This window comes from Bacillus sp. JJ1503 (assembly GCF_036965125.1).
GTDB lineage: Bacteria > Bacillota > Bacilli > Bacillales > Cytobacillaceae > Cytobacillus.
The window spans coordinates 1-13568 of record NZ_JBALOZ010000178.1; the positions used below are offsets into that span (position 1 = coordinate 1).

The window sequence follows — 13568 nt, forward strand, 5'->3', positions numbered from 1 at the left end:
TTTAAATTTATTATATGTTCTAACTTTTTAGAATGCAACAAAAAATTAGAATAAGTTTCCATTTCCTTAAATTCTGATTGGATTTAGAGATAGCTTTAAATAATGAACTCAATCTCTCTTGAACCATTCTATTAATAACTAAAACCTTTAGAAATTGTACATAATTCAAATATTCTATTTACACAAATTAAAAGACTTGTTCACAAACTAACAGTGAACTAAGTCTTTTTTGTTTTTCGCGAACAAAAGGGATGGTTAACCTTAAGCTATATCTATACAAGCATATCCTTTGTGTCATGAACTTCTACTAATCGAAAGAATCCTGACTAATATCCCCTCAACTGCATGTTAAATGTTATATTTTACATAGATTAGTGATGACGGCTCATTAGGAGTGGAGAAATGGAAATAGAAAAAATCCTCAAGACTAAAGAAAAGAATCGTATTTTTATATTAGGAATTGATGGTTTAGGCGGATCAGGGAAAACAACCTTTACGAGTTTTCTAGAAAAAGACCTTCGGAACAAAGGTATGAAAATTTTTGTATTGCACATAGATGATTTTATTCACCCCAAATCCGTTCGCTACAACGATGCAATTAGTGATTGGGAATGTTATTACCATATACAGTGGAGATATGGTTACCTTATAAGCGAAATTTTGTCCCCCATTCAAATGGGGCATCCGATTAATAAACAAATTGAGTTATATGACAAAGAAAAGGATGAATATTTGCTGAACCATTTAAAAATAGATTTGGACACCATTTTGTTTATTGAAGGGGTTTTTTTACAGCGAGAGGAAGTAAGGCCTTTTCTGGATTATGTTATATATATCGATGTTCCTAAGGAGGAAAGATTAAAAAGGGTTCTAAAAAGGGACCTATATATCGGAGATGAGACTGCTATCTTAAAAAAATATGAAAAACGCTATTTTCCTGCAGAAGACCAATATGTTTCAGTGTGTGATCCAGCAAAAAATGCTGACTGGACCATCACTCTTTAAAAGCCATTTCCTAAAAAAAGAGACCAATTTTCAAAAATGGATTGGTCTCTAAGTACTGATTTCATTGTTCTTCGTCATGAAGATAAGTAAATTCGTATATTAAGTTTTTATCTTTTAAAGTGATTGACACTATCTCCATTCCATTGCCAGAAACAAATGTGGTTGTTTCCCCCTTAGACGATTCCCTTTTCCAATGCCCTTCTGAAATTTTGTCTAAATATTGATGATACGCGCTAAAAGAAGCTTCTTCCCAATAATATAATTCTTCGCTCGGTGAAAGGGAAATGGGTTCCAGCCCGACTGGAAATATCATTGCTCCATAGCCATGTTTCACATATATTGGTTGTTCAGACTGTTTGGGAGATTTTCCTTCAATTTTCAACGTAGCCATCGCTTGGAAAATTTCAGCATGTTCAAGCTTCGGATAATCAAAACTAAAATGAACAAAGTTCTGATTTTCCATTGGAACAAAGAAGTGATATCTAATCGCTGTATCCATCATTTTTACATGCTCAATATTCAAGGTTGTTGGGTATGGGAAATTCTCTAGTTCTTCTTTGACAAACATCGGTAAAGAAGCAGTTATCCTTTTCATTTCCTCCTCATCTACAATTGAAGCCTCTCCCACTTTAGCAGAAGAATCTTTTGAATAGAAATCCCAAGTATTGGATGACTGCACGATGTAAACGTCTTTAAGCCCCCAGCTGAATGGATTTTCCATCTGTTCTTTAGCATTTCTAGGCTCAGCAGTATGCGGTCCTGTCCCATCTGATATTACTTTCCAAATAACCCCTCCACAAATAAGCATAAACACACATGATGCTAAAATGGCTGTCCATTGGTAATTTTTCTTTGGGAAACGGTTAACAGATGGATTCTTTATTGATTGCCTAAGTCTAACTCTTAAAGCATCCTTCTCCATTTGGGTTGGCATTAGATTTTTCAATTGCTTCCATTGATCGTCATACTGATTGCTCAACATGCTCACCACCTTCATTCATTTTTTTAAGATCCTGCAATGCCCTCGACAATGTTTTCCGCACCTTAGCCTCAGACCAATTTAATATTTCCGCAGTTTCGATTGTTGAAAAGCCTTCTATCTTCCTTAATATAATGACAAGCCGATAATTTGACTTTAAACGATAGATTGCCTCCATCAGGTTCAGCACGGTTTCTTTATTTTCCACATATTGCTCAACATTAAAGGCAGAAGGCACCTCTCTTCCTTGAGAAATAGAATTAAAAAGCCTCCTGCGCTGCCGTTTGCGAATTTCATCGATGACAATATGCTTGGCAATACTAAGCAGCCATGTTTTAATGCTGGAACGGTTGTCAAAACGTTCAAAGGCCGTATACGCCCGAACGAATGTATCATGAACAAAATCCTCACAGCTTTGCTTATCTTGAATCATATACAATATAAATCGGTAAACATCTTCATAATATAATTCATACCACTCCATTACGAGTTCTTCCCGATTCTTATTCAAGTTCTTCCTCACCCGCCTTTTTCACTTGACTATATATCAGTCGTATTAGGTAAAGAAATGTGACAGTATTTATCTATATTTTCTAATAAAGGTAATTTTCCCTCTTAAGATTGCTGAATGAACGAAAAAGACAAAGGGCATTTTATTTCATCCCTTTGTCTTATCTTCTATATGATTGTTTTCGTTAACGCAAATTTTAAGATAAGCATCAAAATAACAACAATGCTTGTATTTATCCAGTGAATGCGTATTCTATCATTTATAATTTCCAACATTCCCATTGAAAGCAATTTCCAAAACCTTGGAGATTGGATCCGCTTTTTTCTTGAAATTTGTGCCTATTCTGCTGCAGATCTCTTTTTATTCTCATGCCTTGCCCAAAGCAAAATGATGATAATATCTAAAACGGGTACCAAAGGAGGATAGATTAAAAAGAGTTCTAAAGAGGGATACCTATATAGTTGACCAATAAAATATATTAGCAAAATATTAAAAACGTTTTTTTCGGCAGAGAAAGGATATGTGACGGAGTATGATCCTGCAATGAAAGCCGTTTTGATAATTGTTCCCTATGAGTAAAAAAAAGGCATTCCTCCTTTACGAGGAACATCTTAAAATATAAACTTCCATATTAGAATAATCGAAATCGCTTCATGGCTGGCAGGATAGAGTACAATACTATAGCATGTTTAACAAATATTTATTCTTTACTCTTAGCAGGCTCTACATCTTCGATTTTCAGAGTTTTCATTGCTTGAAAAATTTTCTCATGTTCAATCTTGGGATAATCAAATGTAAAGTGAGCAAATTCCTCATTTTCAATTGGAATGAAGAAATGAAACCGCTGAATTGTATCCCTTATTTTCAAATGCTCAATAATCATGTGGGTTGGGTATGGAAACCTTTGTAATTCTACAATTTCTTCAATTGTTATAGCAGAAGTAATTTGATTCATCTCCTCTTCTGTTACAACATCAATGTTCCCAACTTTACTGGAAGTAATTTCCGAATAGATTTCCCAGCCATTTGATAACTTCTCTATATAAACATCCTGTAGCTCCCATGTAAATTTATTGTTCATCCCAATCGGCTGCTCCTCAGCATTTCTACGCTCAGCAGTACGAGGTTGAGTACTTTCGGAAATTACTTTCCAAATAAACCCGCTGCAAATTAGGACGAACAGGCAAGTGGAAATGAGTGCTTTCCATTTGTAACTTCTTTTTGGAGAACGAATAATTGGTTGATTATATAGTGTTTGTAAAAGCCTCTCTCTTAAAGCATTTTTCTCATTGTGTGTTGGTCGAAAATGTTTCAATTGCTTCCATTGGTCATTAGATTGATTGTTCAAATTGTTCACCACCTTCTTTGTCATGCATTTTTTTTAGTAACTTCAATGCCCTAGACAGTGTTTTTCGGACTTTAACCTCAGACCAATTTAGTATTTCCGCCGTTTCAATTGTTGAAAAGCCTTCTATCTTTCTTAGAATAATGACAAGCCGATAATTTGACTTTAAACGATTGATGGCCTCCATCAGGTTCAGTACTATTTCTTTATTTTCCACATATTGCTCAACATTAAAAGCAGATGGTATTTCACTCCCTTTAGAAATGGAATTAAAAAGCCTCCAGCGCTGCCGTTTGCGTATTTCATCGATGACAACATGTTTGGCAATACTAAACAGCCATGTTTTAATGCTCGAACGGTTGTCAAAATGTTCAAAGGCCGTATACGCCCGAACGAATGTATCATGAACAAAATCCTCACAGCTTTGTTTATCTTGGATCATAAACAATATAAATCGATAGACATCTTCATAATATATTTCATACCACTCCATCACGAGCTCTTCCCGATTTCTGTTCAATTTCTTCCTCACCCGCCTTTTTTTTATCAGTATATTAATCTGTCGTTCTAATAAGATAAACGTGACAGTGTTTTTTTATGATGTTGTAATGGGATACACTATACATGAAACTTAATGGCTTGAGTTTTTGATGGATAACTTGAAAAACGCGTTCCATGAACGTTCATGATGCCTAATTAAGGGGTTTTACATTCAAATTGAAACCTTTCCATATGACCAATCGTAAATAAACATAATAACTCCTATGAAAGAAGTGATTGTGTGAGCAATGTCATTCTCTTTTCACTTATTGCAGGATTAGCTTCTGCACTAGTGCTGATCCCTTTCTCAAAAAACAAAAAAATAGATGGTAAAAAGTCAAACTCAGCAGCACTTATTACAGCCATTGTTCTTATCATTATAATTGTCTTTTCCTTCTATTATATTACCAATCTCGATCGCAACCTGACGTCCTTCTGGTTTTTTGCCATTATCGTTACTCTTTGTGGAGCGTTGTTTGCTTCGGGCAAGGAAAGAATGATCAAAGGCCTGCTATTTCTAGCTAGTCTAATAGTCGGAGGGTTTTTCTTAACTGCCTTCCTCTTCAATGCTGATGAAAAATATGAAATTGCCAAAATGAAGGAAAAAATGGAGATTGAGACATTTGATGAAAATGAAACTCCAGCAAGTGTACCGCCTCAATTTGCAAGAAATAAAATGAAGAAAGCTTTCGGACAAGTGCCTAATACGAGCTATTATGAGCTTGGAAACTTGCAAATTCAAAAGGTGAATGGGAATTATGTGTATATTGCTCCGGTTGAGTTTTCGGGATTGTTCAAATGGATTAATGGGAAACAAACTCCAGGGTATTTTACCATTAGTGCTACTGACTCTTCTGCAAATCCTAAATTTATTCAGACTGAAATGATTTACACTCCTTCTTCATATTTTAATAAAAATCTTGAACGCCATATTCGGATGCAGTACCCGAAGCATATTTTTTACGGCGAAGCCCAATTAGAGATTGATGATGAGGGAAAACCACATTATATCCGCACATTTGGTGAATTTGTTTCAGCCCGTAATGGTTTTGATGTTAAAGGAATTATCATTGTGGATCCTAAAAATGGCGATACGGAGGAATATCGCTTAGCGAACGTGCCGGCATTTATTGATGGTGCGGTTTCTCCAGAGGCCGTCAGCTTACAAAATAGCTATTTCGGAAATTATGTTCACGGATTCTGGAATAGTGTATTTGGCAAAAGGGATGTAAAGCTTCCTTCAGATGAAGGCACTGAAGCAAATGTTAGTCCCATCTTTGATGAAAAAGGCGATATGTATTACTTTACCGATTTTACGAGTCCGAAAGAAGGTGTGGATTCGATGCTTGGGTATTCCCTGACCAACTCAAGAACCGGTGAAGCGACTTATTATACTGGTAATCTTGAAGAATCCTACATGGACTCCCAAGGTGCTTTACAAATCATTGAGAAGAAATTTATAGAAAAGAAATGGGATGGTGAGATGCCTGTCCTGTATAACTTCTATGGAGAAGCAAGCTGGCTTACGCCAGTGCTCGATTCTAACGGATTTTTACAAAATTACTTTATTGTTTCAGCAGCTAATCCGGAAATTTCCGTGTATGGAAATACGCCAAACGAAGCCTTAAAGCTGTACAAAACAGCTCTCCAGAGAGGCGGCGGCACTGTAGACGGAAGCTCTAAGGCCGAGGAAAAACAAGTAAACGGAACCGTAGTACGGGTTTATAAAGAGAAGACTGGAGATTTCACGATTGTGTCATTCCTCCTAGATAACAGAAAAAACTACGTAATTTCTTCAGAGAGCAGCCCAATGGCTATTTATCTCCAGGAAGGTGACATAGTAAGGGTAATTTACTTGGATACGGGTGAAGACTTCTCCCCTGCAAAGGAAATATTAATTGAAGGGTTAGAGTAAAAAGTTTAAAAAACACGATGGAGATCTAATATAGAGCTTCATCGTGTTTTTTTATAGTAATAGTTTAATTAGATGGAAATTCACTGGACATGAAATAGCGCTCATGCAAAATATTTCGATGATGAAGCTCATGTCCTGCTATAACACTTGCAATCGCACGGACTGTAATCTCAGAGCCATTAGCATTTCCTTTCCTCAGCCATGCAGCAGGATCTAAACTTTTCAGCAAAACGATTGTGGATTGGCGTACAATTGAAAAATTGTCTAGAAGTTCCTGCATAGACAATTGATTAAATGAGCCATTTTGGACATAAAGATTATCGTCAAATCCCGGAAGCGGAGACGTTTCGCCTCTTGCAATGCAAAGAATCCGATAACCCATAATACGTTCCGTGTCTGCCATATGTCCAATCACTTCTTTTACCGTCCATTTATTAGACTCATATTGAAATTGACCCTGTCTTTCTGTCACATCTTTAATCGCATTCACCGTTTCCTTCAACTGCTCATTTAATAAAAGAATCATTTCTCCCTCTGGCACTAAATTAACATAAGCTGAAAAATAAGCAGGATATTCATTTGCATATGGTTTTTGATACATATACCTTCACCCTTTATTATTTTATTTTTGAAAACTTCCCAGCATGTTGAAAAATTCATTCAGGAACTCATGAAATAGCTTCGCAGTTGGGAGCATTTCACGATCAGTCGGTATAATCACCCCTACCGTCCTTGTGACTTGAGGTTCGATATGGATTTTTACTGTTTGACGGGGCAAACTGTCAATCAATGTGATTTCGGGAATTAGCGTTACACCGAGACCGGCTGAAACTAAGCCTTTTATCGCATCTATATCCTCTCCCTCAAATGTCACATTCGGCTGAAAACCTTGCTGCTGACAGGCATTTACAGTAATTTCACGCAAAATATAGCCGTTTGGAAATAAGACGAAGGAGTCATCCCTTAATTGGCTTAATTTGATTGACTTCCGATCCGCTAGAGGATGCCTAACTGGCAATAGAGCGACTATTTTTTCTGTGAATAAAATATTTCCCAGCACTTTTTTATCATCTTTCGGAACTGGACCAAGGAGTGCCATATCGATATCTCCCTTTTTTACCCCATCTATTAAACTTTGATAAGAGCCTTGACGCAGCTGATATTTCACTTCCGGATGCTTCCTGCTAAAGGCAGAAATAGCAGTCGGCAGTGTATATGCAGCAAGACTGCTTGGGAATCCAATCCGAATCGTCCCCTTCTCCGGGTCCAAATATTCATCTACTTCACGTCTCGCACTTTCTATCACATGCATCGCTTCCTCCATGTGCTCGAGAAATATTTTTCCTATTGGNNCCGAACATTTCTGCCCTCGCGAATAAATAAATCGACTCCGAGCTCTGCTTCTAAATTAAAGATCTGCCTGCTAACCGCTGATTGTGCTACATGGAGCGCATCTGCAGCTTCAGTCACGTGCTCCCTTTTTGCAACCTCCATAAAATACTGTATTTGTCTTAATTCCATATATACCCATCTCCCCCGATTCATCTCACAGCGGCATTGTTCTTATCTAAAATTCATATTGTTTAGATTATTTTTTCATTATAAAATTTCTTTAATAGAAAATCCATTTATTTGGTTATAAATTCTAAGAATATCCAAATATTGTTATCTAATAAACAATTAATTTATACAGAGGGGAAATGATCATTATGCAAACTATAGAGGAAGTGAAAAAAAACGAATCCAAAGTAGCCGTTAATTATGTAAATGAAGTATTTGAAAAGGTGAAAATCAGAAATCCGTTTGAATCAGAATTTCATCAAGCTGTTGAAGAAATCTTTGATTCACTTTTACCTGTATTCTCTAAACACCCGAAATATATGGATCAAAACATTCTCGAAAGAATTGTTGAACCTGAAAGGGTCATTACTTTCCGTGTTCCATGGACTGATGATAAAGGAAAGGTACAAGTAAATCGCGGATTTCGCGTCCAGTACAGCAGTACCCTCGGCCCCTATAAAGGCGGCATTCGTTTTCATCCTACCGTAAATTCCAGCATCATTAAATTCCTCGGTTTTGAACAAATCTTCAAAAATTCCTTAACTGGTCTCCCAATTGGAGGAGCAAAAGGCGGGGCAGATTTTGATCCGAAGGAAAAATCAGATGGAGAAATCATGCGTTTTACGCAAAGCTTTATGACTGAACTATATAAGCATATTGGTCCTGATACTGATGTGCCAGCAGGAGATATTGGAGTTGGCGCAAGAGAAATTGGCTATATGTTCGGTCAATATAAGCGACTTTGCGGAGCCTATGAAGCTGGTGTATTAACTGGCAAAGGGCTTGAATATGGAGGAAGTTTAGGACGTAAAGAAGCAACTGGATATGGACTTGTCTATTTCGTTGAAGAAATGTTAAGAGATAAAGGCCATAGCTTTAACGGAAGCACCGTGATTGTCTCTGGATCAGGGAATGTTTCAATTTATGCGATTGAAAAAGCCATGCAATTAGGCGCTAAAGTAGTAGCATGCAGTGATTCTAATGGATATATTTATGATGAAAATGGGTTAAATCTTGAAACTGTTAAACGCATAAAAGAGGTTGAGGGCAAGCGAATCTATGAATATGTTTATGAACACCCTCATGCACAATATGTTGAAGGCTGTTCTGGCATCTGGTCGATCCCATGTGATATCGCTCTTCCATGTGCAACTCAAAACGAAATAGATGAGTGCTCTGCAAAAATTCTTGTAGCCAATGGTGTCAAAGCTGTCGGTGAAGGAGCCAATATGCCGTCTAACCTAGAGGCGATCGATGTGTTTCTAAAGGATGACATCCTCTTTGCACCAGGAAAAGCGGCAAATGCCGGTGGAGTATCTGTTTCAGCACTCGAAATGTCTCAGAATAGCGCAAGAATTGCATGGACATTTGAAGAAGTAGATGAAAAACTTCATCAAATCATGAAAAATATTTACCGCAACACAGTCAATGCGGCTGAAGAATATGGCTATCCAGGTAATCTAGTTATCGGCTCAAACATCGCAGGCTTTATTCGTGTCGCTAATGCTATGATTGTACAGGGCGTTGTTTAATAGAAAAAAGGTGGACGCATTAGGGGAATTCTAATGTATCCACCTTTTTTCATTGTGAATTCCTTTTGATATAGGATTAGATTATAATAAAATGAAACTTTAATCAGTTGGGGCACTACCCCTATTAGGAGAATTCAATGCTTTCCACATACATATTCAATAGAAATATTATCAGAATTAAATGGGTTCCATTATTTCTTACTGCAATCTTAACTGCTCTCTTAAGTGAGGTCAAAGTGGTCCCTTTTTATGGGGAGGATTTTCGATTCGGATTAGGCAGTATTGCTTTTTTTTTGCTGATTCTTATTTTTCCTCCAGTATCTTTAATTCGTACAGGGGTCATTACAGGAATGACTGTTATTAGTTTGCGTACCTGTGAGGATTTGGTGTTCAACCATGTTTCTTTTGGGCTAAGCTTTGAGAGTCATTTCCCAGCTTTTCTGTATTATTTCTTGTTTGCTTTAGGATTTAGCATTATTAATATTAATAATTACAAATCCTCTCCTCTTCTCCTTGGAGTTTTCGCTGCCTGCTTCGAATTCATTGGAAACAGCGCCGAGCATCTTATGCGCTATTTGCTTATCCATCATTCGAACATTAATCTGCAAGAATGGTTAATGCTTAGCGGTGTAGCTTTACTCCGAAGCTATTTTGTAGTAGGAATATATAGTTCCATTACGATTTCTGAGCAAAAAAAACAGATGCAAGAAATGCTCGAGGTTGGATCAGAATTATATGCAGAAACTCTTTATTTACAAAAGTCGATCGATCATATTGAACAGATTACAGGATCGAGCCATGATTTATATCGAAAATTAAAAAGGCACAATCTTTCAGAGTTGAGTAAGCAAGCATTGCTCATCGCACAAGAAATACATGAAGTGAAAAAAGATTCGCAGCGAATTCTTTCTGGACTAGCAAAAATTTCATCGCAAAAGAAAACAGATGCGGTCTATCTTTCTGATGTTCTCGGTATCGTAGCAATATCAAATGAAAAATATAGTGATTTGTTAGGGAAAGAAATCACCTTTCAGCTAAAGACATCCATTGATTTTGAGACAGCTCAGCAAATTCCCCTCCTTGCGATATTAAATAATCTCACTGCAAATGCAGTCGAAGCCATCGAGGGCATAGGGGCAATTGATATTCAAGCCATTAATGAGTCTGCAAATACTGTATTCATTGTAGAGGATACAGGAAAAGGAATCGCAGATGAGAACTTGTCTCTTATTTTTGAACCAGGTTATACGACTAAATATAATGATCACGGTGTGGCCGCAACTGGCATTGGCCTTTCCCATGTACAAGACATTGTACATTCGCTAGAAGGCCAAATTAAAATAGAATCCTCTGCAAATAGAACCATTTTCCGAATACATATTCCAACTAGTAACATAAGAAAGCGGGTTGAATTAAACTGAGATATTTTATTATAGATGATGATGCAGCAAGCCGAAGTATGCTAAAAAAAATCATTGTCGATGGAGAACTTGGCCATGTTATTGGTGAGGCTGAGAGTGGACATGAGTCGCTTCAGCTTATTCTTTCAACTCGTCCTGATTTTGTCTTAGTTGACTTTTTGATGCCAGAGCTGGATGGGATTGAAACGATCGAACAGTTAAGAGAACAAGGGTTTCAAGGCCAGTTTATTATGATTTCTCAAATAGTAAATAAAGAAATGGTCGGGGAGGCTTATGAAAAAGGGGTTGAATTCTTTATCCACAAACCAATCAATCGGGTTGAAGTATTCAGCATCCTAAAAAGAACAGCTGACCAATTTCATCTCAAGCAGTCTCTATTATCTATCCGAGAATCACTCGCCCACATTGAAACAACTAAAAACACGAAAAAACAACAAAGCGTGAAAGAAATCGTTTTATCGATATTAAATGATATGGGGATTATCGGTGAAGCAGGCAGCGAAGATATGGTGTTGATGATGGAATACTTAATGAATCAAAAAAATGGGAGCACTCTGCTGCCTCCTTTAAAAGAATTATACGAGGCAGTAGCCATTTCGAATCAAACAGACTCTCCCCAAATGAAAAAAGAAATTAAATCCATTGAACAGCGGATCCGCAGGGCCATTATAGCGGCGCTAAATAACTTAGCTTCACTAGGAAGTTTCGATTACACGAACCCTACATTTGAATATTATGCTCCTCGCTACTTTGATTTTCATGAAATCAGGATGCGAATGAAAGAAATGGATACAGACACCCATGAAACAATGAAAGTAAAAATTAATATAAAAAAGTTCCTGCAAGTTTTGTATATTGATACAATGGAGAAATTCAGTCAAGGTTCATAAATAGGACCTTCATCAAATGACACAATTAATAATTGAATTTAGCTTTTTCTGTTAATAGCCCATCACTTAAAGGTTTTTAGGTGGGGGCTTTTTATTTTTTAATAAAATATTGTCGGATTTTGTAGGATTCAGTAACTTCTCCATATAATTAGTTTATTATTTTCCCTATCGCATAGTAAGCGTTTTCATTATATAAGGAGAGGTGATTTGATGAAAAAGAAAAAGTTCAAATTTAGCTTAGCTTATCAAATTCTTGTTGGATTAACTCTAGGGATTATTGTCGGAGCGATATTTTACGGAAACCCTGCCGTTTCAACTTATTTACAGCCAATCGGGGATATCTTTATCCGACTAATTAAAATGATTGTTGTCCCAATTGTTATTTCTACATTAATTCTTGGCGTTGCTGGAACCGGGGATATGAAGAAATTAGGAAGACTTGGCGGAAAAACCCTTCTTTACTTTGAAATTGTCACAACCATTGCCATTATCATCGGCTTGCTTGCTGCTAACATTGCTAAACCGGGTGCTGGCCTTGATATGTCGAAACTGGCAAAAGGTGATATTCAAAAATATGTTGATACAACAAACGAAGTTACAAGTCATAGCTTTGCCGATACGTTTGTAAACATTGTCCCATCAAACATTATTCAATCTTTAGCGAATGGGGATATGCTAGCGATTATTTTCTTTGCAGTTATGTTTGGTTTAGGAATTGCCGCAATCGGGGAGCGCGGAAAACCAGTCCTTGCTTTCTTCCAAGGAACAGCTGACGCCATGTTCTGGGTAACGAATCAAATCATGAAATTTGCTCCATTTGGTGTATTTGCCTTAATCGGAGTTACTGTTTCAAAATTCGGGGTTGAATCATTAATTCCACTTGGAAAGTTACTCATTTGTGTCTATCTAACAATGATCTTTTTTGTCGTTGTCGTACTTGGTGTTATTGCGAAAATGTGTGGCACAAGCTTACTGCATCTCATCAAGATTTTAAAAGACGAGCTTATTTTAGCCTATTCAACGGCAAGCTCTGAAACTGTTCTTCCAAAAGTGATGGAAAAGATGGAGAAATACGGCTGTCCAAAAGACGTTGTTTCGTTTGTCATTCCGACAGGCTATTCATTTAATCTGGATGGCTCTACTCTCTATCAGGCATTAGCAGCAATCTTTATTGCTCAAATGTATGGGATTGATTTAAGTATTACCCAACAAATTACGTTAATGCTTGTATTAATGGTTACATCAAAAGGAATTGCTGGTGTCCCAGGAGTTTCCTTCGTCGTTCTTTTAGCAACATTAGGCTCTGTAGGCATTCCACTTGAAGGCCTTGCCTTTATTGCTGGGATCGACCGTATTCTAGATATGGCCCGTACGGCTGTCAACGTTATCGGTAATTCACTTGCAGCAGTTGTTATGTCTAAGTGGGAAGGCCGTTTTGATACGAAAAAAGGAAAAGAATACATCACTGCTATTCAAAAATCAGCTTAATAAAAAAAGTGGATGCATCAGAGTTTTCTAATGCATCCACTTTCTTTTTACGCCAACTTTTTGATTATCGCCACTTTTAGATAATTGCCTTCTTTAAATTCCTTCAGTGTCTTAAAATCCTCAGGGAGACTAAATTCCTCTAGAATTGTATATTTATCTCCTGTTTGCTTAAATGCCTTTTCAATAAATCCCTTAAATTTTTTCATATCAAATGTACTGCAATTTGTTGAGGCAACGATAATTCCATTCTTTTCTGTTATTTGAATCGCTTCCTCAAGTAAAGCCGGATAATCCTTCCCTGCACTAAAGGTATGTTTCTTAGATCGTGCAAAGCTCGGAGGATCAAGAATGACCATTTCAAATTTTAAATGCTTTCTAACAG

The 13568-nt window shown here is 37.0% G+C and carries 11 protein-coding genes and 2 pseudogenes; 6 read left to right on the forward strand and 7 right to left on the reverse strand.

What is annotated here, in order from left to right:
• Window positions 1–402 precede the first annotated feature (402 nt).
• A complete protein-coding gene (locus V7149_RS14235; RefSeq protein WP_335346280.1) occupies window positions 403–1005 on the forward strand; it encodes an AAA family ATPase in 603 nt (200 codons plus the stop codon).
• A gap of 61 nt (window positions 1006–1066) precedes the next feature.
• Here the strand turns inward: V7149_RS14235 and V7149_RS14240 are convergent, their stop codons facing one another.
• From V7149_RS14240 to V7149_RS14255, 4 genes are all read right to left on the reverse strand, one after another.
• The gene (locus tag V7149_RS14240) at window positions 1067–1987 is read right to left on the reverse strand and encodes a hypothetical protein (RefSeq protein WP_335346281.1); all 921 of its coding nucleotides are present in this window, start codon (window positions 1985–1987) and stop codon (window positions 1067–1069) included.
• Window positions 1968–2495 carry an RNA polymerase sigma factor gene (locus V7149_RS14245; RefSeq protein ID WP_335346282.1) on the reverse strand — a complete coding sequence of 176 codons (528 nt, stop codon included), beginning with the start codon at window positions 2493–2495 and terminating at the stop codon, window positions 1968–1970. Before V7149_RS14245 ends, V7149_RS14240 begins: the two co-directional genes overlap by 20 nt.
• A gap of 700 nt (window positions 2496–3195) precedes the next feature.
• Entirely contained in the window at window positions 3196–3843 is a 648-nt protein-coding gene (locus V7149_RS14250) for a hypothetical protein (RefSeq protein ID WP_335346283.1), read from the reverse strand.
• The gene (locus V7149_RS14255; RefSeq protein ID WP_335346284.1) at window positions 3827–4360 is read right to left on the reverse strand and encodes an RNA polymerase sigma factor; all 534 of its coding nucleotides are present in this window, start codon (window positions 4358–4360) and stop codon (window positions 3827–3829) included. Before V7149_RS14255 ends, V7149_RS14250 begins: the two co-directional genes overlap by 17 nt.
• Before the next feature lie 261 nt (window positions 4361–4621).
• Between V7149_RS14255 and V7149_RS14260 the strand changes: the two genes are divergently transcribed.
• Window positions 4622–6295 carry a hypothetical protein gene (locus V7149_RS14260; protein ID WP_335346285.1) on the forward strand — a complete coding sequence of 558 codons (1674 nt, stop codon included), beginning with the start codon at window positions 4622–4624 and terminating at the stop codon, window positions 6293–6295.
• A 64-nt stretch (window positions 6296–6359) separates the two neighbouring features.
• Here the strand turns inward: V7149_RS14260 and V7149_RS14265 are convergent, their stop codons facing one another.
• Both V7149_RS14265 and V7149_RS14270 read right to left on the reverse strand, forming a co-directional pair.
• A complete protein-coding gene (locus tag V7149_RS14265) occupies window positions 6360–6896 on the reverse strand; it encodes a DinB family protein (RefSeq protein ID WP_335346286.1) in 537 nt (178 codons plus the stop codon).
• A gap of 21 nt (window positions 6897–6917) precedes the next feature.
• A pseudogene (locus V7149_RS14270) lies at window positions 6918–7816 on the reverse strand (LysR family transcriptional regulator).
• 188 nt (window positions 7817–8004) lie between these two features.
• Here V7149_RS14270 and gdhA point away from each other — a divergent pair.
• The 4 genes from gdhA to gltP all read left to right on the forward strand — a co-directional run bounded on the left by gdhA (window position 8005) and on the right by gltP (window position 13186).
• Window positions 8005–9387, forward strand: a complete 1383-nt coding sequence (gdhA, locus tag V7149_RS14275) for an NADP-specific glutamate dehydrogenase (RefSeq protein WP_335346287.1) — start codon at window positions 8005–8007, stop codon at window positions 9385–9387.
• Between the two features lie 137 nt (window positions 9388–9524).
• Window positions 9525–10808 carry a sensor histidine kinase gene (locus V7149_RS14280; protein WP_335346288.1) on the forward strand — a complete coding sequence of 428 codons (1284 nt, stop codon included), beginning with the start codon at window positions 9525–9527 and terminating at the stop codon, window positions 10806–10808.
• Window positions 10805–11698: a response regulator gene (locus V7149_RS14285; RefSeq protein WP_335346290.1), complete on the forward strand. Its 894-nt coding sequence runs from the start codon at window positions 10805–10807 to the stop codon at window positions 11696–11698. Before V7149_RS14280 ends, V7149_RS14285 begins: the two co-directional genes overlap by 4 nt.
• 210 nt (window positions 11699–11908) lie before the next feature.
• Window positions 11909–13186 (forward strand): glutamate/aspartate:proton symporter GltP, encoded by a 1278-nt coding sequence (gltP, locus tag V7149_RS14290; protein WP_335346289.1) that lies wholly within the window; start codon window positions 11909–11911, stop codon window positions 13184–13186.
• A 47-nt stretch (window positions 13187–13233) separates the two neighbouring features.
• Here the strand turns inward: gltP and V7149_RS14295 are convergent.
• A pseudogene (locus tag V7149_RS14295) lies at window positions 13234–13568 on the reverse strand (RlmI/RlmK family 23S rRNA methyltransferase); the annotation flags it as partial.